This is a genomic window from Streptomyces sp. NPDC020884, assembly GCF_044333935.1.
Taxonomy (GTDB): domain Bacteria; phylum Actinomycetota; class Actinomycetes; order Streptomycetales; family Streptomycetaceae; genus Streptomyces.
The window spans coordinates 239,497-263,196 of sequence record NZ_JBIRRY010000003.1 but is presented as its reverse complement, the minus strand read 5'-3'; the positions used below and the strand labels follow the sequence as shown (position 1 = coordinate 263,196).

26 protein-coding genes are annotated in these 23,700 nt (G+C 74.2%); 20 read left to right on the top strand and 6 right to left on the bottom strand.

Annotated elements, in window-relative coordinates; genetic code table 11:
• Positions 1-21: 21 nt before the first annotated feature.
• On the bottom strand, positions 22-420 hold the full coding sequence (locus ACH4UK_RS12045; protein ID WP_007453133.1) for a VOC family protein: 399 nt from the start codon (positions 418-420) through the stop codon (positions 22-24).
• 3 nt (positions 421-423) lie between these two features.
• Positions 424-540 (bottom strand): DUF397 domain-containing protein, encoded by a 117-nt coding sequence (locus tag ACH4UK_RS12040; RefSeq protein WP_398355939.1) that lies wholly within the window; start codon positions 538-540, stop codon positions 424-426.
• 417 nt (positions 541-957) lie between these two features.
• Between ACH4UK_RS12040 and ACH4UK_RS12035 the strand changes: the two genes are divergently transcribed.
• On the top strand, positions 958-1,995 hold the full coding sequence (locus ACH4UK_RS12035) for a hypothetical protein (RefSeq protein ID WP_398355937.1): 1,038 nt from the start codon (positions 958-960) through the stop codon (positions 1,993-1,995).
• A 33-nt stretch (positions 1,996-2,028) separates the two neighbouring features.
• Here ACH4UK_RS12035 and ACH4UK_RS12030 read toward each other — a convergent pair whose 3' ends face one another.
• On the bottom strand, positions 2,029-2,553 hold the full coding sequence (locus ACH4UK_RS12030) for a hypothetical protein (RefSeq protein WP_398355936.1): 525 nt from the start codon (positions 2,551-2,553) through the stop codon (positions 2,029-2,031).
• A 138-nt stretch (positions 2,554-2,691) separates the two neighbouring features.
• On the opposite strand from ACH4UK_RS12030, the gene ACH4UK_RS12025 reads away from it, so the two are divergent.
• From ACH4UK_RS12025 to ACH4UK_RS11970, 12 genes are all read left to right on the top strand, one after another.
• Complete coding sequence (locus tag ACH4UK_RS12025) at positions 2,692-4,077, top strand: BTAD domain-containing putative transcriptional regulator (protein WP_398355935.1); 1,386 nt, start codon at positions 2,692-2,694, stop codon at positions 4,075-4,077.
• A 181-nt stretch (positions 4,078-4,258) separates the two neighbouring features.
• A complete protein-coding gene (locus ACH4UK_RS12020; protein WP_398355933.1) occupies positions 4,259-4,609 on the top strand; it encodes a YciI family protein in 351 nt (116 codons plus the stop codon).
• 41 nt (positions 4,610-4,650) lie between these two features.
• A complete protein-coding gene (locus ACH4UK_RS12015) occupies positions 4,651-5,946 on the top strand; it encodes an RNA polymerase sigma factor (RefSeq protein WP_398355931.1) in 1,296 nt (431 codons plus the stop codon).
• Positions 5,947-6,234: 288 nt separating this feature from the next.
• Positions 6,235-7,590: a M14 family metallopeptidase gene (locus ACH4UK_RS12010; RefSeq protein WP_398355930.1), complete on the top strand. Its 1,356-nt coding sequence runs from the start codon at positions 6,235-6,237 to the stop codon at positions 7,588-7,590.
• A gap of 161 nt (positions 7,591-7,751) precedes the next feature.
• A complete protein-coding gene (gene glmS / locus ACH4UK_RS12005) occupies positions 7,752-9,599 on the top strand; it encodes a glutamine--fructose-6-phosphate transaminase (isomerizing) (RefSeq protein ID WP_398355929.1) in 1,848 nt (615 codons plus the stop codon).
• 41 nt (positions 9,600-9,640) lie between these two features.
• The gene (locus ACH4UK_RS12000) at positions 9,641-10,009 is read left to right on the top strand and encodes a holo-ACP synthase (RefSeq protein ID WP_398355928.1); all 369 of its coding nucleotides are present in this window, start codon (positions 9,641-9,643) and stop codon (positions 10,007-10,009) included.
• 124 nt (positions 10,010-10,133) lie between these two features.
• Complete coding sequence (locus tag ACH4UK_RS11995) at positions 10,134-11,582, top strand: NAD(P)H-hydrate dehydratase (protein WP_398355927.1); 1,449 nt, start codon at positions 10,134-10,136, stop codon at positions 11,580-11,582.
• A gap of 44 nt (positions 11,583-11,626) precedes the next feature.
• Complete coding sequence (locus ACH4UK_RS11990; RefSeq protein WP_398355926.1) at positions 11,627-12,007, top strand: DUF488 domain-containing protein; 381 nt, start codon at positions 11,627-11,629, stop codon at positions 12,005-12,007.
• 60 nt (positions 12,008-12,067) lie between these two features.
• Positions 12,068-13,240 (top strand): alanine racemase, encoded by a 1,173-nt coding sequence (gene alr, locus ACH4UK_RS11985; protein WP_398355925.1) that lies wholly within the window; start codon positions 12,068-12,070, stop codon positions 13,238-13,240.
• Entirely contained in the window at positions 13,237-14,463 is a 1,227-nt protein-coding gene (locus ACH4UK_RS11980) for an alpha/beta fold hydrolase (protein ID WP_398355923.1), read from the top strand. The genes alr and ACH4UK_RS11980 overlap by 4 nt, the downstream gene beginning before the upstream one ends.
• On the top strand, positions 14,432-15,025 hold the full coding sequence (gene tsaE / locus ACH4UK_RS11975) for a tRNA (adenosine(37)-N6)-threonylcarbamoyltransferase complex ATPase subunit type 1 TsaE (RefSeq protein ID WP_398355922.1): 594 nt from the start codon (positions 14,432-14,434) through the stop codon (positions 15,023-15,025). The genes ACH4UK_RS11980 and tsaE overlap by 32 nt, the downstream gene beginning before the upstream one ends.
• 151 nt (positions 15,026-15,176) lie before the next feature.
• The gene (locus ACH4UK_RS11970; RefSeq protein WP_398355921.1) at positions 15,177-15,374 is read left to right on the top strand and encodes a hypothetical protein; all 198 of its coding nucleotides are present in this window, start codon (positions 15,177-15,179) and stop codon (positions 15,372-15,374) included.
• Between the two features lie 38 nt (positions 15,375-15,412).
• Here ACH4UK_RS11970 and ACH4UK_RS11965 read toward each other — a convergent pair whose 3' ends face one another.
• Positions 15,413-15,946 (bottom strand): hypothetical protein, encoded by a 534-nt coding sequence (locus ACH4UK_RS11965; protein WP_398355919.1) that lies wholly within the window; start codon positions 15,944-15,946, stop codon positions 15,413-15,415.
• A 192-nt stretch (positions 15,947-16,138) separates the two neighbouring features.
• Between ACH4UK_RS11965 and tsaB the strand changes: the two genes are divergently transcribed.
• The 4 genes from tsaB to ACH4UK_RS11945 are packed head-to-tail and all read left to right on the top strand — an operon-like array spanning position 16,139 to position 18,673.
• On the top strand, positions 16,139-16,786 hold the full coding sequence (gene tsaB, locus ACH4UK_RS11960; RefSeq protein WP_398356320.1) for a tRNA (adenosine(37)-N6)-threonylcarbamoyltransferase complex dimerization subunit type 1 TsaB: 648 nt from the start codon (positions 16,139-16,141) through the stop codon (positions 16,784-16,786).
• Complete coding sequence (rimI, locus tag ACH4UK_RS11955; protein WP_398355918.1) at positions 16,783-17,301, top strand: ribosomal protein S18-alanine N-acetyltransferase; 519 nt, start codon at positions 16,783-16,785, stop codon at positions 17,299-17,301. The genes tsaB and rimI overlap by 4 nt, the downstream gene beginning before the upstream one ends.
• Positions 17,301-18,407 carry a tRNA (adenosine(37)-N6)-threonylcarbamoyltransferase complex transferase subunit TsaD gene (gene tsaD, locus ACH4UK_RS11950; protein WP_398355917.1) on the top strand — a complete coding sequence of 369 codons (1,107 nt, stop codon included), beginning with the start codon at positions 17,301-17,303 and terminating at the stop codon, positions 18,405-18,407. The genes rimI and tsaD overlap by 1 nt, the downstream gene beginning before the upstream one ends.
• Positions 18,404-18,673: a hypothetical protein gene (locus ACH4UK_RS11945; RefSeq protein WP_398355915.1), complete on the top strand. Its 270-nt coding sequence runs from the start codon at positions 18,404-18,406 to the stop codon at positions 18,671-18,673. Before tsaD ends, ACH4UK_RS11945 begins: the two co-directional genes overlap by 4 nt.
• 18 nt (positions 18,674-18,691) lie before the next feature.
• On the opposite strand, the gene ACH4UK_RS11940 is transcribed toward ACH4UK_RS11945, so the two are convergent.
• Positions 18,692-19,381 (bottom strand): TetR/AcrR family transcriptional regulator, encoded by a 690-nt coding sequence (locus ACH4UK_RS11940; RefSeq protein ID WP_398355914.1) that lies wholly within the window; start codon positions 19,379-19,381, stop codon positions 18,692-18,694.
• Between the two features lie 103 nt (positions 19,382-19,484).
• On the opposite strand from ACH4UK_RS11940, the gene ACH4UK_RS11935 reads away from it, so the two are divergent.
• The 3 genes from ACH4UK_RS11935 to ACH4UK_RS11925 all read left to right on the top strand — a co-directional run bounded on the left by ACH4UK_RS11935 (position 19,485) and on the right by ACH4UK_RS11925 (position 22,339).
• Complete coding sequence (locus ACH4UK_RS11935) at positions 19,485-20,969, top strand: MFS transporter (RefSeq protein WP_398355913.1); 1,485 nt, start codon at positions 19,485-19,487, stop codon at positions 20,967-20,969.
• A gap of 128 nt (positions 20,970-21,097) precedes the next feature.
• Positions 21,098-21,562 (top strand): VOC family protein, encoded by a 465-nt coding sequence (locus ACH4UK_RS11930; RefSeq protein ID WP_398355912.1) that lies wholly within the window; start codon positions 21,098-21,100, stop codon positions 21,560-21,562.
• Between the two features lie 90 nt (positions 21,563-21,652).
• Entirely contained in the window at positions 21,653-22,339 is a 687-nt protein-coding gene (locus tag ACH4UK_RS11925) for a hypothetical protein (protein ID WP_398355911.1), read from the top strand.
• A gap of 20 nt (positions 22,340-22,359) precedes the next feature.
• On the opposite strand, the gene ACH4UK_RS11920 is transcribed toward ACH4UK_RS11925, so the two are convergent.
• Positions 22,360-23,583: a methyltransferase domain-containing protein gene (locus ACH4UK_RS11920; RefSeq protein WP_398355910.1), complete on the bottom strand. Its 1,224-nt coding sequence runs from the start codon at positions 23,581-23,583 to the stop codon at positions 22,360-22,362.
• Positions 23,584-23,700 lie beyond the last annotated feature (117 nt).

Sequence of the window (23,700 nt, the reverse complement as noted above, 5' to 3'; positions counted from 1 at the left end):
CAGGCGTCGGAGAGGTACGGCCTACGCGTCCTGCGGATACCAGCGCAGCTCGACCGTGTTGCCGTCCGGGTCGAGTACGTAGACCGAGGTGGCCGAGCCCCGGGCCCCGAAGCGGGGGACCGGGCCCTCCTTCACCGTGAACACCCCGGAGTCGATGACCTCCTGCCAGTCGAGCGGGTCGACGACGAGGCAGATGTGGTCCACGTTCGACTCGCCACGCGGGCGGTCGAGCAGGTCGATGATCGTGGTCGGGCTGACCCGGACCGAGGGGAACGGCACCTTGCCCGCCCGCCACTCCTCGACCCGTACGGGCTCCAGGCCCAGTGGCCCGCAGTAGAACGCGATGGCCCGCTCGACGTCCCCGACGTTGAGGACGAGGTGGTCGAAGGCCTTGACCCGCACGGTCGGCGGTACGGACATGGCTCAGGCCTCCGACGCGTACGCGACGAAGTCCGCCCAGGCGGCCGGGGCGAAGCCGAGGCGGGGGCCGTCGTTCGTGCTGTAGCTGCTCTTGAACCAGGTCAGCTCGGTGCTGTTCATGTCTCTCCCAGCAGTTTTTCGATGAATTCCCGTGACAGCCGATGATCCGGTGTGAACCGCCGCTCTCACCGGATCGTGACTGCCGCGACCCGGTGGACCGGGATCCGGTGAGGCCGCGACGTGGCGGACCGCGTCGCGGTCGCCCGCGACATAAAAGCTTTTGAGTACTTGCCTTTAAGTACTGGGGAAATAACCCCACCCAACCCGCCCTGACCGGCTGTGGCTGCCCCTGCCCGCACAGGCGCGAAGCGCGCTAGGGCATCGTCACTCACACGGGTGAAGTGTGCCAACCGGGCTGGATTCTGGTCCTGTTGGCGGGCATATGCTCACGCTGACCACCCCCAGACATGAGACGGCCCCCGGCCGGGACTGGCATCCCGACCGAGGACCTGACCACCAAGGAAGAGACGCTTCCCGATGGATACCCAGCAGGTTAGCGCGCCCTCGCGCGCCCCGTCCTCCGGTGTTGTGCACATCAACATCCGGCTCACCGACGGCTACTCGATCATCTCCAACCGACTCTCCCAGCACCGGGGCATGTCCCTGCTGGCCATCGGCCTCGGCACCCACATCCAGTCGCTGCCCGCCGGGAGGCGCATCGGCGTCAAGGCCCTCGCCGCGATCTTCCCGGAGAGCGAGGCGCGCATCGCCGCCGCGCTGCGGGAGTTGGAGCACCACGGGTTCCTGCGCCGCACCCGCGAACGCGTCCAGGGCGGGCGGGTGGCCACGCGTACGGAGTCGTACAACCACCCGGAGGCGGCGGCCCGGCGCACGGAGACCCGGCAGGCGGGGACCTCGCGGGCGGGGGCCGTGTCCGTGGAGCTTGCGGTTGCGGCTGTAGATGCGGCCGTGGCTGTGCCTTTGCCGGAGGCCGCGCCCGTACGGGAGCCGGAGGCCGCGCCCGTACGGGAGCCGGAGGCCGCGTCCGTACCGGAGCCGGATGCCGTCGTGGTGCGGGAGCCTCTGCCCGAGCCCGAGCCCGAGCCCGAGCCCGAACCCGCGTCCGCGCCCCGGCTCGTGCCGTCGCCCACCGCGCCCAAGTCGCCGCCTCCGCCGTTGCCCTTCCCCCGCAGGCCCAGCGCCGCGTTGTTCGCCGAGGCCGCCCGCCTGCTCGCCGGGCTCCGGGTCGCCGCGCCCCTGTTCGTCCTCTCCGAGGCGGACGTGGAGCGGCTCACCCCCGGGGTCGCCGCCTGGCTGGAGCGGGGCATGCGGCCGGACACGGTGCGCGGCGCGCTCACCGACGATCCGCCCGTACCTCTCCGGCACCCGGCGAAGCTCGTGCGCCACCGGCTCATCGCGCTTCTGCCGCCGCCCCTGCCCGCCGCCGTGCCCGTCGTCCCCCTCCAGAACTGCGACGACTGCGACCGGGCCTTCCGGTCGTCCGTGCCGGGGCGCTGCGGGGAGTGCCGCGAGGTCCGTGCGTACGGTGGCGTGCCCCATCTGCTCGGTGTGTGACGTCAACGCCTCGCCGCCCCACCCCACTCCCGTTCAGTCGATGTGCGCGCAGATGCTGTCCGTGGTGACCACCGGGCCCGCCACGGTCTTGCTGCCGGTCGGGCTGATGTCGAGCGTGTAGACGCCGTCGACGACGTACATCCCCCGCGCGAGGTTGCCGTCCCCGACGCCCACCAGCACCGGGCCGAGCACCCGCCAGAACTGGGCCCCGGAGGCGTGCACGTCGACCAGCGCGGAGCCGCTCACATCGGCGTCGTAGTGGGCTCCGGTCTCCTTGTTCGTCACCCGGACCACGAGGTCGCCCCGGTACGCGCTCCGCGTGACGCCCTCGGCGGGCGGGGGCAGTTCGCGCCGGACGACTTCGTCCACGACGGGCTCGCCGTGGATGGCGAACGCGCACCGCTCGCCCGCCGCGACGTCCCAGGGGGCCGAGGGGGCCGGCTCCCAGTCGGATTCCCGCGGGGCCGCCGTGGCCGGGGCCGCCGCCGCGGGGCCCGTGCCGAGTGTCACCACGGCCACGCAGGCCGTGCCGAGAGCGCCTAGAACGATGCTGCGCATGAGAACTCCCCGGAGTCTGAGGTCGGGATCGCTTGCTTGCCGGAGGATGATGCGCCGGGTCGCTCACCAAAGGCTCACCACGACGCGGGCCGGGCCGGGGGGTGGCCCTGCGGGCGGGGGCGGCTGGATGCTTCCGGAATGGAATTCCAGTTGCTCGGACCATTCGCCGCCCGTCACCGGGGGCGTCCGGTGCTCGCGGGGCTGCGCCGCCAGGAGCGGTGCCTGCTGGCCGTCCTCGTCCTGGAGGCCGGGCGGACCGTTCCGACCGGCCGGCTCATCGACCTGCTCTGGAACGGCGAGGCTCCGGCCGGGGCCCGGTCCACCGTGCACACGTACATCGGCAGACTGCGCGCCTCCCTCGGGCCCGACGGCGTACACCTGGAGACGCGCAACGACGGCTACCTGCTCCGTGCCGACGATCACGTGATCGACACCCGGGCCTTCGAGGACGGGGTGCGGGAGGCCGCGGTGGCCGTGGACGACGAGGAGCGGGTGCTCCACTACGACCGGGCGCTGGCGCTGTGGCGGGGCGAGCTGCTCGCGGACGTCGCGGACGAGGCCCTGCGCGACCGGCTCGGCCGGCGGCTCGCCGCGCTGCGGCTGTCGGCCGCGGAGGAGCGCGCCCGGCTCCTTCTCTCGCTGGGGCGGCACGAGCACGTGGCCGCCGAGCTGCCCCCGCTCGCCGAGGAGCACCCCGAACGCGAACGCCTCGTCGCGGACAGCATGGTCGCCCTGCACCGCAGCGGGCGGTCCGCGGAGGCGCTCCAGCTCTACCGGACCACGCGCAGCGCCCTGCGGTCCGCCTTCGACGCCGAGCCGGGGCAGGAGCTGCGGACCCTGTACGACCGGGTCCGCCGGGACGATCCGGGCCTGCGGCGGCCCGTGACACCCACGTACGCCGTCCGGGTGCGGGGGGAGTGGCTGCCGTGGAACACCAGCGGGGACCCCGCCCTGGAGTTCTGCAACACCTACGCCGGGTGGGGCGGAGGGCCACGGCCCGGCTCGGAGTGGCTGCGCGGCTACCGCACGCTCGCGGTCTGGTCCGGTCACCTGGACCTCGTCGACGACCGTACGGTCACCCTGCTGCTGCGGAGGGCGGAGGAGCGGCCGGAGGAGGCGAGCGCCGTGCTGAAGGAGGCGCGGGAGTTCCGGAGCGCGCTGTACGGCTGCCTCACGGAGGAGCGGGGCTCGGGCGAGGAGCGGGGGCGAGGCGACGGCGGGGCCTTCGCGCGGGTCGCCGGGGTCATCCAGGAGGCCATGCGCCACGCGGTCTTCGTCCGGGGCGAGGACGGCCTCGGGCGCTGGAGCCCGCATTCCGGTTCCGGGCCCCGGATCCCGCTGTACGCCGTGGCCCAGCGCGCCGCGGACCTGCTCGCCGACCCCCGCCGCCTCACCGTCCGCGTCTGCCCGGGAAAGGGCTGCGGGTGGCTCTTCCTCGACGCGGGTGGCCGGCGTCGCTGGTGCAACATGGGTGTCTGCGGACGGGCGGAGCAGGACGCGGACGACCGCCGGATCCCGACGTGAGACGGAAGCGCGGAGAGGCGTGAGAGGGAAGCGCCGAAGCCGTGAGACGGAAGCGCGGAAACAGTCGCGAAAAAGATGGGGCGGCGTGTCGATCGGGGCCGGCCCTGTTCGTCGTCATCGTGTAGGGCGACCCGCACGGCGGGCGCGACACGCGACACACAGGCGACAGGAGCCGACCATCATGAAGTACATGCTGCTGATCCACAGCGGGGCCGTCGACGAGCAGGGCGGCGCGCCCCAGTGCACCGTCGAGGACTGGATGGCCTACGACAAGGACGTACGCGACGCGGGGATCCACGTCTCCGGGGAGTCGCTGGCCGACCTGGTGACCGCGACCGCCGTGCGGGTCTCGCCGACCGGGGAGCGGACCGTGACGGACGGGCCGTTCGCCGAGACGCGGGAGCTGCTGGGCGGGTTCCTCGTGATCGACGTGCCCGATCTCGACGCCGCCCTCGACTGGGCCGCGCGCTGCCCCGGCTCGCGCGACGGCGGCTCGGTCGTCGTCCGGCCGGTCGCGGACTTCGGGGCCTGAGAGCCGTGCCGGGCGAGGGCCGGTTCCCGGGGCGGGACCGCGTGCCGGGCGAGGGCCTGTCGCCGGGCGAGGGCCGGGGCGCTGCCGAGGCGGGCGAGGACCGGGGTGCTGCCGAAGCCGTCGAGGCGGTGTTCCGGGAGGAGCGCGGGCTGCTCCTCGCCTCCCTCGTCCGCCGGTTCGGGGACCTCGACCTGGCCGAGGAGGTGACGTCCGAGGCGATCGAGGCGGCGCTGCGGCACTGGCCCGCCGAAGGCGTCCCGGCCCGCCCCGGGGCCTGGCTGCTGACGACCGCCCGGCGTCGGGCGGTGGACCGGCTGCGGCGCGACCAGGCGTACGCGGCCCGGCTCGCCGTCCTGCGGGCCGACGCGGAACGCGCCGAGCCCGGCCCCGCCGCTGACGCGGCCGAGGTCGGTGAACTGCCGGACGAGCGGCTCCAGTTGTTCTTCACCTGCACCCACCCCGCCCTCGCCGCCGAGGACCGTACCGCCCTCACCCTGCGCTGCCTCGCCGGGCTCACCACGCCGGAGGTGGCGCGGGCGTTCCTCGTGCCGACGGCGACCATGGCGCAGCGCATCGTGCGGGCGAAGAAGAAGATCCGCGAGGCCCGGATCCCGTTCCGGGTGCCCGGCCCCGACGAGCTGCCGGAGCGGCTGCCCGGGGTGCTCCAGGTCGTCTACTCGGTCTTCACGGAGGGGTACGCGGCCAGCTCGGGGCCCCGTCTCCAGCGGCTCGATCTGGCCGAGGAGGCGATCCGGCTGGCCCGGATACTGCACCGCCTGCTGCCCGCCGAGCGGGAGAGCGCCGGGCTTCTCGCGCTGCTGCTCCTCGTCCACGCCCGGCGCGACGCCCGGACCGGCCCGGAGGGCGAGCCGGTGCTCCTGGAGGAGCAGGACCGGGGGCGCTGGGACCGGCCGATGATCGAGGAGGGTCGCGCCCTGGTCGTCCGGGCGCTGACGGGCGGGCCTGCCGGGCCCTACGGGGTGCAGGCCGCCATCGCCGCCCTGCACGACGAGGCGGGGGACGTGGCGGCCACGGACTGGCCGCAGATCGTGGCCCTGTACGACGTGCTCCGCACGCTCACTCCGTCCCCCGTGGTGGAGGTGAACCGTGCCGTGGCGGTGGCGATGAGGGACGGACCGGGGGCCGGGCTCGCGCTGCTCGACGCGTTGGCGGGGGAGCCCCGGCTGCGGGCGTACCCGCCGTACGTGGTGGCGCGGGGTGACCTGCTGAGCCGGCTGGGGCGGGACGGGGAGGCCGCTGACGCGTACCGGGAGGCGCTGGACCTCGCGGGCACCGAGCCGGAGCGGGCCGCGCTGCGCCGGAAGCTGGGGGAGTAGGCGCGCGGGGTGAGCCGGACCTGGGGCTGGGGGAGTTGGAGCGGGGGAGCAGCGGCGGGGAGCCGGAGGGGTCGGGGGAGCAGGACGGCCCGGGGGGAGCAGGACGGTCCGGGGGGAGCAGGACGGTCCGGGGGCAGGACGGTCCGCGAGCGGCCCGTCACATCCGTTCGGCCAAACGGATGCGATGGCCGGAACCATCATCTTGACCCGCTCATGACATGACCTCATCCTGTGGCCGTCGCACAGCTCCAACCCCCCACCATCCCGACGGACCCAGGAGATGCCAGCATGCGACTCGTCACCGCACGGAGATCCCGGCCGACGAAGGCCCGACGCAACGCCGCCCTAGCCGTCCTGCTCGCCCTCGCCCTCGCGGCCCCCGCCACTGCCGTGGCCACCGCCGGGACCTCGGCCCCGAACGCGGCCGTCGCCGCCGACGAGCGGACGCTCCAGTACGAGATCACCGGGCGCACCACCCCCGCCGCCCGCACCGACATCGCCCGCGCGGGCGTCTCGATCGACGAGGTCCACGACCACGGCGTCGTGATCACGGCGGACGCCGCCCAGGCCCGGACGCTCCGGGCGCGCGGCCACGTGCTGGAGGCGCTGCCCGCCCCCGTCGCCGAGCCGCACGCGGCGGACGGGGTCGGCGCTCTCGACTTCCCGCCCGCCGACTCCCGCTATCACAACCACGCCGAGATGAACGCGGCGATCGACGCGCTCATCGCCGAGCACCCCTCGATCATGAGCAAGCGCGTCATCGGGAAGACCTACGAGGGCCGGGACGTCATCGCGGTCAAGGTCAGCGACAACGTCGCCACCGACGAGGCCGAGCCCGAGGTCCTGTTCACCGCCCACCAGCACGCCCGCGAGCACCTGACCGTCGAGATGGCGCTCTACCTGCTCCGCGAACTGGGCCAGGGCTACGCCTCCGACTCCCGGATCGCCCAGGCGGTCGACGGCCGCGAGCTGTGGATCGTCCCGGACATGAACCCGGACGGCGGCGAGTACGACATCGCCACGGGCTCCTACCGCAGCTGGCGCAAGAACCGGCAGCCCAACTCCGGCTCCACCGCGGTCGGCACCGACCTCAACCGCAACTGGGCCTACCAGTGGGGCTGCTGCGGTGGCTCCTCCTCCAGCCCGTCGTCGGAGACCTACCGCGGGGCCGCGGCCGAGTCGGCTCCGGAGACGACGGTCGTGGCGGACTTCGTGCGCAGCCGGGTGGTCGGCGGGAAGCAGCAGATCACGGCGGCCATCGACTTCCACACGTACAGCGAACTGGTGCTGTGGCCCTTCGGCTACACGTACGACGACACCGCCCCCGGCATGACCACCGACGACCGCGACGCGTTCGCCGCGGTGGGCCGGAAGATGGCGGCGAGCAACGGGTACACCGCCGAGCAGTCCAGTGACCTCTACATCACGGACGGCTCGATCGACGACTGGCTGTGGGGCTCGCAGAAGATCTTCGGCTACACCTTCGAGATGTACCCGCGCTCGGCCTCCGGCGGCGGCTTCTACCCGCCCGACGAGGTCATCGAGCGCGAGACCTTCCGCAACCGGGACGCGGTGCTGCAACTGATCGAGAACGCGGACTGCATGTACCGGTCGATCGGCAAGGAGGCGCAGTACTGCTCCTGACGGCGCAGTACTGCTCCCGACGGGTCGATTCCGCTCCGCGCGGGCCGGGTCCGGTGGTGCCTCACGGCCACCGCGAACCGGCCCGCGCGGGGTTTCGGGCGACGTCACGCGTCGGGCACCGCATTCCTCCCGCGGGGCGCTTCCGGCCTTAGGGTGCCGTTATGTGCGGAATCGTGGGTTATGTCGGTGGGCAGTCGGCGCAGGACGTCGTCGTCGCAGGACTCAAGCGCCTCGAATACCGGGGCTACGACTCGGCGGGCGTCGCCGTTCTCGCGGACGGCGGGCTCGCCGCCGCGAAGAAGGCGGGCAAGCTGGTCAATCTCGAGAAGGAGCTGGGGGACCGGCCGCTGCCGGCCGGGCGGACCGGCATCGGGCACACCCGCTGGGCGACGCACGGAGCGCCCACCGACGTCAACGCCCACCCGCATCTGGACAACGCGGGCCGGGTCGCCGTCGTGCACAACGGGATCATCGAGAACTTCGCCGCCCTGCGGCGCGAGCTGACCGGCCGCGGCCACGCCCTGGAGTCGGAGACGGACACCGAGGTCGTCGCCCATCTGCTGGCCGAGGCGTTCTCGGCGAGCGGGGACCTGGCGGACGCGATGCGACAGGTGTGCCGGCGGCTGGAAGGGGCGTTCACCCTCGTCGCGGTGCACGCGGACCAGCCGGACGTGGTGGTCGGCGCCCGGCGCAACTCACCGCTCGTCGTGGGCGTGGGCGAGGACGAGTGGTTCCTCGCCTCCGATGTCGCCGCGTTCATCGCGCACACCCGCTCCGCGGTCGAGCTGGGCCAGGACCAGGTCGTCGAGCTGAGCCGTGAGGGCGTCGTCGTCACCGGCTTCGACGGGGAGCTCGCCGAGGTGCGCGCGTACCACGTCGACTGGGACGCGTCCGCCGCCGAGAAGGGCGGCTACGCCTCCTTCATGCTCAAGGAGATCGCCGACCAGCCCCAGGCCGTCGCCGACACCCTCCTCGGCCGGGTCGACGGGGAGGGCACCCTCCACCTCGACGAGGTGCGCATCCCGGCCGTCGAGCTGCGGGAGGTCGACAAGGTCGTCATCGTCGCCTGCGGGACCGCGTTCCACGCCGGGATGATCGCCAAGTACGCCATCGAGCACTGGACCCGGCTGCCCTGCGAGACCGAACTGGCCAGCGAGTTCCGCTACCGGGACCCGATCCTGGACCAGCGCACCCTCGTCGTCGCGATCTCGCAGTCCGGCGAGACGATGGACACCCTGATGGCGCTGCGGCACGCCCGCGAACAGGGCGCGAAGGTGCTCGCCATCTGCAATACGAACGGCTCGACCATCCCGCGCGAATCCGACGCCGTCCTCTACACGCACGCCGGACCCGAGGTGGCCGTCGCCTCCACCAAGGCCTTCCTCACCCAGCTCGTCGCCTGCTACCTCGTGGCGCTCTACCTCGGGCAGGTGCGCGGCACCAAGTGGGGCGACGAGATCCGCACCGTCGTCCGCCAGCTCTCCGCGATCTCCGGCGAGGTCGACCGCGTACTGGAGACGATGGAGCCCGTGCGCGAGCTGGCCCGGAGCCTCGCCCACCACGACACCGTGCTGTTCGTCGGCCGGCACGTCGGCTATCCGGTCGCCCTCGAAGGGGCGCTCAAGCTCAAGGAACTCGCCTACATGCACGCCGAGGGCTTCGCGGCCGGCGAGCTGAAGCACGGGCCGATCGCGCTCATCGAGGAGGGGCTCCCGGTCGTCGTCATCGTCCCCTCGCCGCGCGGGCGTTCGGTGCTCCACGACAAGATCGTGTCCAACATCCAGGAGATCCGGGCCCGGGGCGCGCGCACCATCGTCGTCGCCGAGGAGGGCGACGAGGCCGTCGTCCCGTACGCCGACCACCTCATCACCGTCCCCGCAACGCCTACGCTGCTTCAGCCGCTGGTCGCCACCGTGCCGCTCCAGGTCTTCGCCTGCGAGCTCGCGACGGCCCGCGGCAACGAAGTGGACCAGCCGCGCAACCTGGCGAAGTCCGTGACCGTGGAGTGACCCGGGACGCGCCCGGGTGACGAGGTGACAAGGGTGGGTTCGTGATCATTGGGGTCGGCATCGATGTGGCCGAGATCGAACGGTTCGGCGCGGCGCTGGAGCGTACGCCCCAGTTGGCCGCCCGGCTCTTCGTCGGGAACGAGCTGACGCTGCCGAGCGGCGAGCGGCGCGGGACCGCCTCACTCGCCGCCCGGTTCGCCGCGAAGGAAGCCCTGGCCAAGGCGCTCGGCGCACCCGGCGGGCTGCTCTGGAGCGACGCGGAGATCTGGGTCGAGGAGAGCGGGCAGCCCCGGCTGCGGGTACGCGGCACGGTCGCCGCCCGCGCCGCCGAACTGGGCGTGCGCGGCTGGCACGTCTCGCTCAGCCATGACGCGGGGGTGGCGTCGGCGGTGGTCATCGCGGAGGGGTGAGCGCCGGTCCGCCACGGCCCCGCGGGGGTGGCGTGCGCCGCCGTGATCGCGGAGGGGTGAGCGCCGGTCCGCCACGGCCCTGCGGGGGTGGCGTGTGCCGTCGTGATCGCGGAGGGTTGACCCCATGCGACGTGCCTACAGCGTGGAGACCGTACGGGCCGCCGAGGCCGCCCTCATGCAGCGGCTGCCGGAGGGCGCCCTCATGCGGCGTGCCGCCGCCGGGCTCGCGGTGGCCTGCGGCGATCTGCTGCGGCGCAACGGCCGGGTGTACGGGTCCCGGGTCCTGCTCCTGGTCGGCAGCGGCGACAACGGCGGCGACGCGCTGTACGCGGGCGCCCGCCTCGCCCGCCGGGGCGCGGGCGTGCGGGCGCTGCTGCTCGCCCCCGACCGGGCCCACCCCGGGGGCCTCGCCGCGCTGCTGGCGGCGGGAGGACAGGTCGCCGACGGGCCGGACGGGCTCGGCGTGCTGGACCTCGTGGTGGACGGCATCACCGGCATCGGCGGGCGCGGCGGGCTGCGCGAGGACGCCACCGAACTGCTGCACACGGTGACCCGGGACCGTACGCCGGTCATCTCCGTCGACCTGCCGAGCGGGGTGGAGGCCGACACCGGGGAGGTGCACGGCGACGCGGTCCGGGCGGACGCGACGGTCACCTTCGGCACCTACAAACCCGGCCTCCTGATCGACCCGGCCGCCGAACACGCCGGAGCCCTGCGGCTGGTGGACATCGGGCTCGGCCCGGAGCTGCCCGAGCCGCCGGACCTGGAGGCGCTCCAGTACGCGGACGTGGCGGCGCTGCTGCCGGCGCCCGGGGCGGAGAGCGACAAGTACCGGCGCGGTGTCGTCGGTGTCGTCGCCGGGTCAGAGCGCTACCCGGGCGCGGCGGTGCTCGCGGTCGCGGGCGCGCTGCGCGGCGGGGCCGGGGCCGTGCGGTACGTCGGACCGGGCGCGGACGCGGTGATCGCCCGGTTCCCCGAGGCGCTGGTGCACGCCGGGCCGCCGTCGAAGGCCGGGCGGGTGCAGGCCTGGGTGGTCGGGCCGGGGCTCGGCGACGGCAGGGACGCGGCGGCGGCCGTCGCCGATGTGCTGGCCGCCGACGTCCCCGTGCTGGTCGACGCGGACGGGCTGCGGCTGCTCGACGCGGAGACCGTGCGGACCCGGACTGCCCCGACCGTTCTGACCCCGCACGCCGGGGAGGCCGCCGCCCTGCTCGGCACGGCCCGCGAGGAGGTCGAGAGCGGACGGCTCGCCGCGGTGCGCGAACTGGCCGCCCGCTACCGCGCCACCGTGCTCCTCAAGGGGTCCACGACCCTGGTCGCGGAGGCCCGGGACACTCCCGTACGGGTCAACCCGACCGGCACGTCCTGGCTGGCCACGGCGGGCAGCGGCGATGTTCTCTCCGGTCTCGCGGGGTCCCTGCTCGCGGCCGGGCTCGCCCCGCGCGACGCCGCGTCCGTGGGCGCGTATCTGCACGGACTCGCCGCCCGGCACGGTTCGGACGGGGCCCCGGTCTCCGCGCAGGACGTCGCGGACGGCATCCCGGCGGCCTGGCGCGACGTGCGGGCCGGGTGAGACGGGGCGATCGTGGAAGCCCCGGCAGAAGGGCGGTCCAGGCGGTGAGCGATCCCGTACGCGTACGCAGGGTCTACGACCCGCCCGAGGACGGCGACGGCACCCGGGTCCTCGTCGACCGGCTCTGGCCCCGGGGCGTCGCCAAGGAGCGGGCCGCGATCGACGTCTGGCTGAAGGACCTCACGCCCTCGGACGAACTGCGCTCCTGGTACCACCAGGACCGCTCCGGCGCGCGCCGTGACGCGTTCGTCGAGCGCTACCGCACCGAGCTGGCGGGCCCCGCCCACACGGAGGCGGTCGAGCGGCTCGTCGGTCTGGTGCGCGCGGGCGGTCCCGTCACGCTGATCACCGCCGTCAAGGACGTGGCCGACAGCCACGTCCCGGTCCTGGTCGACCACCTGAAGCATGTGATGAAACGTACATAAGCCCGGATAGCGGCGTGCGCTGCCCGGGAGGCGGCAGACGGCTCTGAGAGACTGGGCGCGATGAACGAGACAGCGTCCCTGAGAGCCCGTGCCGAGATCGACCTCGCCGCGCTGCGCGCCAACGTGCGCGTCCTGCGCGAGCGTGCGGCCGGTGCGCAGCTCATGGCCGTCCTGAAATCCGACGCGTACGGACACGGGGCGGTGCCCTGCGCCAGGGCCGCCCGGGAGGCCGGGGCGACCTGGCTGGGCACCGCGACCCCGCAGGAGGCGTTCGCCCTGCGTGCGGCCGGTCTCGACGGCCGGATCATGTGCTGGCTGTGGACGCCCGGCGGCCCCTGGCGCGAGGCGATCGAGGCCGACATCGATGTGTCGGTCAGCGGCCTGTGGGCGCTGCGCGAGGTGGTCGGGGCCGCCGCCCTGGCCGGCCGCCCGGCCAGGATCCAGCTCAAGGCCGACACCGGGCTCGGCCGGGGCGGCTGCCAGCCCGCCGACTGGCCCGAACTGGTCACCGAGGCCCTCGCCGCCCAGCGGGCCGGACGCGTCAGGGTCACCGGGCTGTGGTCCCACTTCGCCTGCGCCGACGAGCCCGGCCACCCCTCGATCGCCGCCCAGCTCGGCGTGTACCGCGACATGGTGGCGTACGCCGAGAAGGAGGGCGTGGAGCCCGAGGTGCGGCACATGGCCAACTCCCCGGCCACCCTCACGCTCCCCGAGGCGCACTTCGACCTCGTGCGGACCGGCATCGCGATGTACGGCATCTCGCCCGCCCCCGAGCTGGGCACGTCCGCCGACTTCGGGCTGCGCCCCGTGATGACGCTCGCCGCGGCCGTCGCCCTGGTCAAGGACGCCCCGGCCGGACACGGCGTCAGCTACGGCCACCACTACACGACGTCCGCCGAGACGACCCTCGGCCTGATCCCCGTCGGTTACGCGGACGGCGTCCCGCGCCACGCGTCCGGCCGGGGCCCCGTCCTGGTCGGCGGGAGGACGCGCACCGTCGCGGGCCGGGTCGCCATGGACCAGTTCGTCGTCGACCTCGAAGGCGACCGGCCCGAACCGGGCGCGGAGGCGGTGCTGTTCGGTCCCGGCGACCGGGGCGAGCCGACCGCCCAGGACTGGGCGGAGGCCGCCGACACCATCGCGTACGAGATCGTCACCCGCATCGGCGCCCGGGTGCCGCGGGTGTACGTGAACGAGACGGCCGACGAGCTGACCGGAGGCGCACCGCAGTGACCGAGAGCAGCGCGGAGGCCGTGGTGGCGGCCACGGCGGCGGGCTGGCGCCGGGCGGGGATCGCCGGGGCCGCGATAGGAGTGCTCGCCGCGGGCGCGGCGGCCGGAGTCGCGGTCGAGCGGCTCACCGTGGGGCGCGGCATGCGCAAGAAGGCCCGTCTGGCGCTGGACGCGACCGGGCCCTACGGCTCGCTGCGCGGCACACCGGGCCGGGCCGTCGCCGACGACGGCACCGAGCTGTACTACGAGGTCGACGAGGTGGAGGCCGCGCCGACGACGCCGGACGAGGGCGCGTCCGGCACCCGCCGGCGCCGTCTCTTCGGTCGCCGGGACCCCGCCCCGGTCACCGTCGTCTTCAGTCACGGCTACTGCCTCGGCCAGGACTCCTGGCACTTCCAGCGGGCCGCGCTGCGCGGCCTCGTACGCGCCGTCTACTGGGACCAGCGCAGCCACGGCCGCTCCGAGCGGGGCCGGGCCCAGGCGGACGGGGTGCCCGTCGGCATCGACCAGCTCGGCCGCGACCTGAAGGCCGTCATCGACGCGGCGGCCCCCGAGGGGCCGCTGGTGCTGGTCGGGCACTCGATGGGCGGCATGACGATGATGGCGCTGGCCGACCGGTACCCGGCCCTGATCCGGGACCGGGTCGCCGCCGTCGCGCTGGTCGGCACCTCCAGCGGCAAGCTCGGCGAGGTCAACTTCGGGCTGCCGGTGGCGGGCGTGAACGCGGTGCGCCGGGTGCTGCCGGGGGTGCTGAAGGCGCTCGGCTCGCAGGCGGAGCTGGTGGAGAAGGGGCGTCGCGCCACGGCGGACCTCTTCGCCGGGCTGATCAAGCGGTATTCGTTCGGCTCGCGGGACGTCGACCCGGCGGTCTCCCGGTTCGCGGAGCGGCTGATCGAGTCCACCCCGATCGACGTGGTCGCCGAGTTCTACCCGGCGTTCACCGAGCACGACAAGAGCGGCGCGCTGCCCGCGTTCCGGGACGTGCCGGTGCTGATCCTGGCCGGGGACAAGGACCTGGTCACCCCCAGCTCGCACAGCGAGGCCATCGCGGACGTCCTGACCGACGCCGAGCTGGTGATCGTGCCGAACGCCGGGCACCTGGTGATGCTGGAACACCCGGAGACGGTCACGGACCGGCTGGCCGACCTGCTCGTACGCAGTGGCACGGTGCCGGCCGCTAACGTTGGCGGACATGGAAGCAGCGCACAACAGCCCGGCCTCTGAGACCGTTCGCGAGCCCGCCGGGGAGACCGCTCCGGAGCCCGCCGGGACGACCGCTCCGGAGCCCGCCGGGACCGGACCCGAGGCCGTCACCGTGGCGCTCACCGTCACGTCCCCCGAACAGATGCAGGACCTGGGCCGCCGCCTGGCCGGGATCCTGGCCCCCGGTGACCTGGTCATGCTCACGGGCGAGCTGGGCGCCGGGAAGACTACGCTGACCCGGGGCCTGGGCGAGGGCCTCGGCGTACGCGGCGCGGTCACCTCGCCCACCTTCGTGATCGCCCGCGTCCACCCTCCGCTGGGCGCCGGCCCGGCCCTGGTCCACGTCGACGCGTACCGCCTGGGCGGCGGGCTCGACGAGATGGAGGACCTGGACCTGGATGTGTCGCTGCCGGAGTCGGTGGTGGTCGTGGAGTGGGGCGACGGCAAGGTCGAGGAGCTTGCCGACGACCGGCTGCGGGTCCTCATCGACCGCGCCACCGGCGACACCGACGACGAACGGCGCGAGGTGACCCTGGTGGGCATCGGGGCGCGCTGGGCGGGGCTGCGGCGGGATCTGGCCTGACGCGACGGGATCCGGCGTACCGCCGCGGCGCTCTTCCCGACAGTGCGTCGGGAAATTGTTGCGCGGGGGACCGTGGTCGTGGTCACATGGATACGAGACGTGGTTAGGCCTACCTAACCACGCCCTCCACCGGAGCACCCAGGAGGCATCCATGCCGACGCCCGAGCGCGCAGCGCGACCGCAGCCGCGACCGACTCCGTCCGCCCTGTCGATGAAGGACCTGCTGGCCTCGTGCGCCGCGGCCACCGCGGTCTCCACCCCGCCGGGCGATACGCGGCGGGAGCCGGAGGAGGCGGAGGGCGATGACGCCCGCGGCGCGGTCCCGCCGGCCCGGCGCGACGCCGCGTAGGGACGCGGAGCGGCGGGGGAGAGAAGGGCGAGCGCGTCCTACCGGACGACGACGACCTTCGCGCCGACCGTCGCGAACCTCCACAGCGCGTTGCCGTCGGCGCGCTTCATCCGGACGCCGCCGGTCTTCGACGTCGGGTCCGGGCTGGCCATCGAGCCGTCCTGCGCGGCGCTGAAGCCGATCGCCACGTCGTCCACGTTCGCGAAGCGGACCACGTGCTCGATCGGGACGCCGTCCGAGCCCTGGACCGTGCCCGAACGCGAGGTGACCTGGTGGACCCCGGGGGGCGGGCCGACGGGGCTCGGCATCACGGTGAAGGTGCGGATCGCCTTGTTCTTCTCGTCGACCAGCCACACCCGGCGGTCCTTCAGCGCGTACACGACGCGCTCGCCCTTGCCGGACGCGGCGGGCACCGCCAGCGGGTCGGCCGGGGGCTTCGGACTGGCTGAGGGCTTGGCCGAGGCGGAGGTCTTCGGGCCGGGCGTGGACGCCACCGAGTCGGGGGCGTTCGCCGAGGCCTGGTAGGCGAGGAAGGCGACCGCGGCGACCGCCGCCGCAGTGAGCCCGGCCACGATTCCCGAGCTGCTCCTTGCCACCGTGAACTCCCCTTTCGGCGGCCCTCTGCCGCATGTCCTACAAGCGTTTACGTCGTACCCGCGGATACCCGGTGACGGTAGCAGCAGCGAGGGTGCGGACCGGGACGCCGTACGGACGCCGTAACGCCGTCGGCGGAGCCGTAGGCTGTTTGCGTGCTCTTGCTCGCCATGGATACCGCCACGCCCGCCGTCACCGTCGCCCTGCACGACGGTACGTCCGTCATCGCCTCCTCGGGACAGGTCGACGCCCGCAGGCACGGGGAGCTGCTGCTCCCCGCCGTCGACCGGGTCCTCGCCGAGGCCGGGACGCGGCTCGACGCCGTGACGGACGTGGTCGTGGGCGTCGGCCCCGGCCCCTACACCGGCCTGCGGGTCGGCCTGGTCACCGCCGCCACCTTCGGCTCCGCCCTCTCCGTGCCGGTCCACGGGCTGTGCACCCTGGACGCCCTCGCCTACGCCGCCGGGCAGGGCGGCCTGGAAGGGCCCTTCGCCGTGGCGACGGACGCGCGCCGCAAGGAGGTCTACTGGGCGCGGTACGAGGACGCCCGCACCCGCACGGGCGAACCCGCCGTCGACCGGCCCGCCGACATCGCCGGGGCGCTGGCCGGGCTCCCCGTGGTCGGCGCGGGCGCGGTGCTCTACCCCGAGTCCTTCCCGGACGCGCGCGGGCCCGAGCACGTCGACGCCGGGGCGCTCGCCGCGCTCGCCGCCGAACGCCTCGCCGCCGGGCAGGAGCTCCTGGAGCCGCAGCCGCTCTATCTGCGCCGGCCCGACGCCCAGGTCCCGAAGAACTACAAGGTGGTCACCCCCCAGTGAGCGCCGCCACCACCGCCGTACTGCGCGAGATGCGCTGGTGGGACATCGCACCGGTGCTGGAGCTCGAACACGCGCTGTTCCCGGACGACGCCTGGTCGCCCGGCATGTTCTGGTCCGAGCTGGCCCACGCCCGCGGCCCCGGCGCGACCCGCCACTACGTCGTCGCCGAGGACCCGGCCACCGGCAGGATCGTCGGGTACGCCGGGCTCGCCGCGCTCGGCGACCTCTCCGACGTCCAGACCATCGCGGTCAGCCGCGAGGCCTGGGGCACCGGCCTCGGCTCGGAACTCCTCACCGACCTGCTGAAGGCCGCGACCGACTTCGAGTGCGGCACCGTCCTCCTCGAGGTGCGGGTCGACAACACCCGCGCGCAGAAGCTCTACGAACGCTTCGGCTTCGAGCCGATCGGCTTCCGGCGCGGCTACTACCAGCCGGGGAACATCGACGCCCTGGTCATGCGCCTCACCCTGCACGAGCACGCTTCAGAGAACGCACCAGAGACCGGGACTGAATGATGGCTGCCGACGAACCCCTCGTACTCGGCATCGAGACCTCCTGCGACGAGACCGGCGTGGGCATCGTGCGCGGGACGACCCTGCTCGCGGACGCCGTCGCCTCCAGCGTCGACACCCACGCCCGCTTCGGCGGCGTCGTCCCGGAGATCGCCTCCCGCGCCCACCTGGAGGCGATGGTCCCCACCATCGAGCGCGCCCTGAAGGAGGCCGGGGTCAGTGCCCGCGACCTCGACGGGATCGCCGTCACCTCGGGCCCCGGGCTCGCCGGAGCCCTGCTCGTCGGCGTCTCGGCCGCGAAGGCGTACGCGTACGCGCTCGGCAAACCGCTCTACGGGGTCAACCACCTCGCCTCGCACATCTGCGTCGACCAGCTGGAGCACGGTCCGCTGCCCGAGCCGACGATGGCCCTGCTGGTCAGCGGCGGCCACTCCTCGCTCCTGCTGGCCCCCGACATCACCAGCGACGTCCGCCCGCTCGGCGCGACCATCGACGACGCGGCGGGCGAGGCGTTCGACAAGATCGCCCGCGTCCTGAACCTCGGCTTCCCCGGCGGCCCGGTCATCGACCGCCTCGCGAAGGAGGGCGACCCGAAGTCGATCGCGTTCCCGCGCGGTCTGACCGGCCCGCGCGACGCCCCGTACGACTTCTCCTTCTCCGGTCTGAAGACGTCGGTGGCGCGCTGGATCGAGGCGAAGCGCGCGGCGGGCGAGGAGGTGCCGGTACGGGATGTGGCGGCGTCCTTCCAGGAGGCCGTGGTGGACGTCCTCACCCGCAAGGCGGTCCGGGCCTGCAAGGACGAGGGCGTCGACCACCTGATGATCGGCGGCGGCGTCGCGGCCAACTCCCGGCTGCGCGCCCTGGCCCAGGAGCGCTGCGAGCGGGCCGGGATCCGGCTGCGGGTGCCGCGCCCCGGGCTCTGCACCGACAACGGGGCGATGGTCGCGGCGCTCGGCGCGGAGATGGTCGCCCGCAACCGCTGCCCCTCCGACCTGGAGCTCTCCGCCGACTCCTCGCTGCCGGTGACGGAGCCGCACGTGCCGGGGACCCGCCATGAGCACGCGCACGACCACGTGCACGAGATCAGCAAGGGCAACCTGTACTCATGAGCTCCGCGACCATCGTCCTGATGTGGGAGGCCCGCGCCGCCGAGGGGCGCGGCGGCGAACTCCTGGAGTGGGCGCGGGCCCGGTCCGCCGAGCTGTCCCGCGAGCCGCACCGCCGCGAACTGCTGCGCGCCCCGCAGGACCGGGTGCTCGTGATGACCTGGTGGCAGGACGCCTCGTACGGCGACGACCTCCCCGAACTCCCCGAGCCCGACGCCGCCCTGATCACCCGCCCGGTGCACCGCTGGCGCTTCGAGGCCGTGGGCTGACGGACGGCGGCGGGGGCGTCAGGCTCCCGCGTCCGGTGTCCCGCGCCGGATCAGGCCCTCCACGATCGCGTCGAGTTCCTCCACGGTCGCGTAGTCGGCGGCGTACTCCCGCCAGCGGTCCCTCAGCCCGGCGAGCCGGGGCAGTTCGGCCGCGTCGTCCTCGGTGACCATCTCCGGGAAGAACTCCCGGCGCGACGGGTTCTCCGCCCGGCGGGCCGCCGCCCTGCGGAAGACCAGGTCCCCGTAGACGTAGCTCCAGATCGTCCGGTACGCCCGCACCGAGCGGGCCGGGGAGAGTCCGCAGGCCAGCGCGCAGTCGACGATCTCCTCCACCATCCACAGGGCGTTGCGGTCGGTCAGCTCGCCCAGCGCCAGGATGTCCAGCACCCAGGGGATCCGGCCGATGATGTCGTGCATGTGCGCGGCCACCGCCACCAGCCGCTCGCGCGGGTCCTCGGGCAGCTCCGGGCGCGGGAACGCCGCCGCCGTGCCGGACAGGGTGAGCATCAGCAGCTCGTCCTTGTCCTGCACGTAGTGGTAGAGCGCCATGGGCGTGCTGCCCAGCTCCTTGGCCACCCGCCGCATGGACAGGGCGGCCACGCCCTCCTCCTCGACGATGCGGCGCGCGGTGGCGACCATCACGTCCGGGTCCAGCCGGCGGGGGCGGCCCACCGGTTTCTTCTTCGCGGTCTTCTCGCTGCCTGACACCTGGGCATTCTCCCCTTTCGGGTGCTGCTCCGTATCGGCGGGTTTGATTTCTATACGTGTATGGTAATTATTCGATCGAGGGTGGCGAAGGGGAGGGCGCGTCATGGACGGCACGGTGACAGGCGGGTCGGAGACGGACGGGGCGGCGCGGCACGGGCGATGGCTGCTGGTGGTGGCGCTCACGGTGCAGTTCCTGGTGTCGCTGGACATGTCCGTGGTGAACGTCGCGCTGCCCGACATCCGCAGGGACCTCGGCTTCGGCGGGGACGGGCTGCTGTGGGTCGTGAACGCCTACGCCCTCGCCTTCGGCGGACTCCTCATGCTCGGCGGCCGGCTCGCCGACCTGGCCGGGCCCCGCCGCGTCCTGATGGCGGGTCTGGTGCTGTTCGGTCTGGCCAGCCTGGCGGGCGGGCTCGCCTGGTCGCCCGGTTCGCTGGTGGCGGCGCGCGCGGTGCAGGGCGTCGGCGCGGCGGCCCTCGCCCCGGTGGCGTTCGCCCTGATCACCCTCGCCTTCCCGGCCGGGCCCGCCCGTTCCCGGGCGCTCGGGCTGTGGGGCATGGCGGGCGCGGCGGGCGGCGCGGTCGGGGTGCTGGCGGGCGGGGTGCTCACCGACGCGACGGGCTGGCGGTCCGTGATGTTGGTCAATGTGCCGATCGTCGCCTTCGCGCTGGCCGCCGCCGCACGCACCGGACCCGTCGGCGGGCGGCGGACCGGGGCGCGGCTGGACGTGGCCGGTGCGCTGCTGGTCACGGCCGGGACGACGCTGCTGGTCCTCGGTCTGGTGCGGACCTCGGACCACGGCTGGGGCTCGGCGACCACCCTCGGCACCCTCGGCGTCGCGGTGCTCCTGCTGGCCGCCTTCATCGCCGTCGAGCTGCGGACCGCCTCCCCGCTGCTCCGGCCCGGACTGCTGAAGGGGCGGCCGGTGCTGACCGCGAACCTCTTCTGCCTGCTGCTGGCCTCGGCCCAGTTCGGCGCGTTCTACTTCGTCTCGCTCTACCTGCAGCTGGTCCTCGGGTTCGGGGCGACCGCCGCCGGGTTCGCCTTCCTGCCCTTCTGTGTGGGCGTCGTCGCGGGCTCGGTCCTCGCCACCCGCGCGGTCGCCGCGCTCGGCATCCGGCGGCTGATGACGGTGGGCGCGACGCTGGCGGCGCTCGGGATGGCCTGGTTCGCGGCGACCGCCACGGTCGACGGCGGCTTCCTCCTCTCCATCCTCGGCCCGTCGCTGCTCTGCTCCTTCGGCATCGGGCTGTGCTTCGTCCCGCTCGGCACGGCCGCGACGACCGACGTGGCCCCCGGCGAGACCGGCATGGCCTCCGGGCTGCTGAACAGCTCGCGGCAGGTCGGCGGCTCGCTCGGCCTCGCGGTCCTGGTCACCCTCGCCGCCCGGTTCACCGGTGGCGACACCGGGCTCACCGCGCTGTCCTCGGGGTACGCGGCCGCCTTCTGGGCCGCCGCGGGGCTGCTGGCGGTGGCCGCGGCGGCGGCGTACGCCCTGCTGCCCGCCGAGCCGCGGGGCGGCGGTGGGCAGCCGGTGGCCCCGAAGCCCGTCGCGGCGGAGCGCGAGGGCGACGCCGCCGCCCGTTGAGCCCGCACGGGTGCGGACCGAGGGGACCGGGGCGTGTCCGATGAGTTCGGGCGGCGCGGCCGGTCTACCTTCCACGACGTCCGGACCGGCCGGCCCGGACGCGTGGACGGCCCGGCGAGGAGAAGACCATGCAGAAGATCACCCCCTGTCTCTGGTACGACGGCAAGGCCAAGGAGGCCGCCGAGCACTACGTCGCGATCTTCGGCGGGGACTCCCGCATCGGGAACATCAGCTACTACGAAGGTGAGGCCCCGGGCGAGACGGGTTCCGTGCTCACCGTCGACTTCCGGCTCGCCGGCCAGGACTTCATCGGGCTCAACGCCGGACCGCAGTTCCCGTTCACCGAGGCGATCTCGCTCTCCGTCGACTGCGCCGACCAGGCCGAGGTGGACCGGTTCTGGGCCGCGCTCTCCGAGGGCGGCGAGGAGGGCGAGTGCGGCTGGGTCAAGGACAAGTTCGGGGTGTCCTGGCAGGTCATTCCGAACGAGCTGCAGCAGCTGGTGACCGACCCGGACCGGGCGAGGGCGCAACGGGCCATCAAGGCCATGCTCGGCATGAAGAAGCTGGACATCCAGGCGCTGCGCGACGCCTGAACGGACGCGCGCCCCGGGGCCGTACCGGGGCGGTCCGCGGGCCCGAACGGGCGGGCGGCCCTCCGGGGCCGGATCGGTAGGGTTCTGCCCATGCCGCGCCGTGCCCCGCTTCCGCCGCCCCCTCCGCCTGTCGAGATCCGCTCCTGGCCCGACCGCGAGGCGATGCTCGCCGACCGTGCGGTGGTCCTGGGCGAGCTGGTGAGGATGCACGTGGGGCCGGGGCGGCTCGGGCTGCTGGGCATGTGGTCGGCGCTCGCCGCGATCGGCTGGAGCCTGGTGGGCTCGGGCATCGTCATGTTCGAACAGGCCCTCGATCTGGTCGACTTCACCAGCGTCGTCGGCGGCGTCGTCAGTCTGGTCATCGGAGCGGCGGTCCTGATCCCGGCCGTCGCCTTCGGCTGCCTCGGCGTCGTCCGGGACCGGAAGGTCCGCGCGCTGCTCGCCGCGTGGGGCGCCCTGGGCCGCGACCCGGAGCGCGACCGCCGGCTGCGGATGCCCGGGATGAGCCTCACCTGGCTGCTGCTGTCGTTCGTTCTGGGCGCGGTGGGGCTCGCCCTCTGTGTGATCGGGCCCGCGAGCGCGCGGCCCGGCCGGGAGACGTACGGGCTGGTCGCCCTGGTGATGGGCGTCGGCATGATCGCCTGGCTGACCGCGCTGACCGGCGCGGTCACGGCCCTGGCGCACCGCCGCTGGGTGGTGGGCGTCCTGATGGGCCCGTCACTCGCGCCGGTGGGCCCGGTCACCGCTGAGGCGCTGGGCGGACCCGGCCACCGCTGAGGCGCTCCCGGCGCCCCGGGTCAGCCCAGCGGGTGGCCGATCAGCATCGTCGGAGCCCCCGCCACCCGGGTCAGGAGCACCGTCGCCGCGTTCCGTCCGCTCAGCTTCATCCGGCGGCGCAGCTCCTCCGGCTCGACCGCCGAGCCGCGCTTCTTGACGGTGAGTACGCCGACCTCCCGCTCCCGCAGCAGCGCCTTCAGCTTCTTCATGTTGAACGGCAGCCGGTCGGTGATCTCGTACCCGGAGACGTACGGGGAGGAGTACGGCACATCGCTCGTGACGTACGCGATCGTCTCGTCCACCAGCCGGCCGCCGCACCGCTCCACGATGTCGGCGACCAGATGGGCCCGGATCACCGCACCGTCCGGCTCGTACAGATAGCGCCCGACCGGGCCCACGGGCGGGGCGGGCAGCGGGGCCGGGGCGGTCAGGGTCGCCCCGGACGGCAGCAGGGTGGCCCGGAACGCGCCGGGCGCGAAGCCCTCCCCGTACCAGAGCACCGCCTCCTTCACCTCGCCGCCGTCCGAGATCCACTCCGCCTCCGCCTCCGGGCCGATCGCCTCGTGCGGGATGCCGGGGGCGATCTTCAGAGCCGCCCTGGGAGCCTTCAGCGCGGCGGCCGTCGCCCAGGACAGGGGCGGTGAGTAGGCCTCCGGGTCGAAGATCCTGCCGCGTCCGCCGCGCCGGGCCGGGTCCACGAAGACCGCGTCGTACGGGGCGGTGTCGATCTCCGTCACATCGGCGCACCGCACCTCGATCAGCCCGTCCAGACCGAGCGCCTCCGCGTTGGCGCGGGCCACCTCGGCGGTCAGCGGGTCGCGGTCCACGGCCAGGACGGAGATTCCGGCGCGGGCCAGCGCGAGGGCGTCGCCGCCGATGCCGCAGCACAGATCCGCCACGCCGCGCACGCCGAGCCCGGCGAACCGGGCGGCCCGGTGGGCGGCGACCGAGGTGCGGGTGGCCTGCTCGACGCCGTTGGGCGTGAAGAACATCCGGTACGCGTCCTCGGCCCCGAACTTCGCCACCGCCCGCTGCCGCAGCCGCGCCTGGCCCAGCGCCGCCGACACCAGCTCCGCCGGGTGGGTGCGGCGCAGCCGGGTCGCGGTGGCCAGCTCGTCGGCGGGGTCGTGGTCGCGCAGCTCGGCCAGCAGCTGCTCGCCCTCGGGGGTGCGCAGCGCGGCGAAGGCGGCGCGGGCGGGGTCGCCGGACGGGGCGGCGGGGGTCGTTGCGTTCACCCGGTCCATTGTGGCCGGTGCGCGGATGTGGGCCGGCCGGGGGACGGGGCGGGGCCGCTCGCGGTGTCGAAAGGGCGCACGGCCCCCCGGCTGGCAGGATGCGGCGCCATGCAGCTAGTACGACAA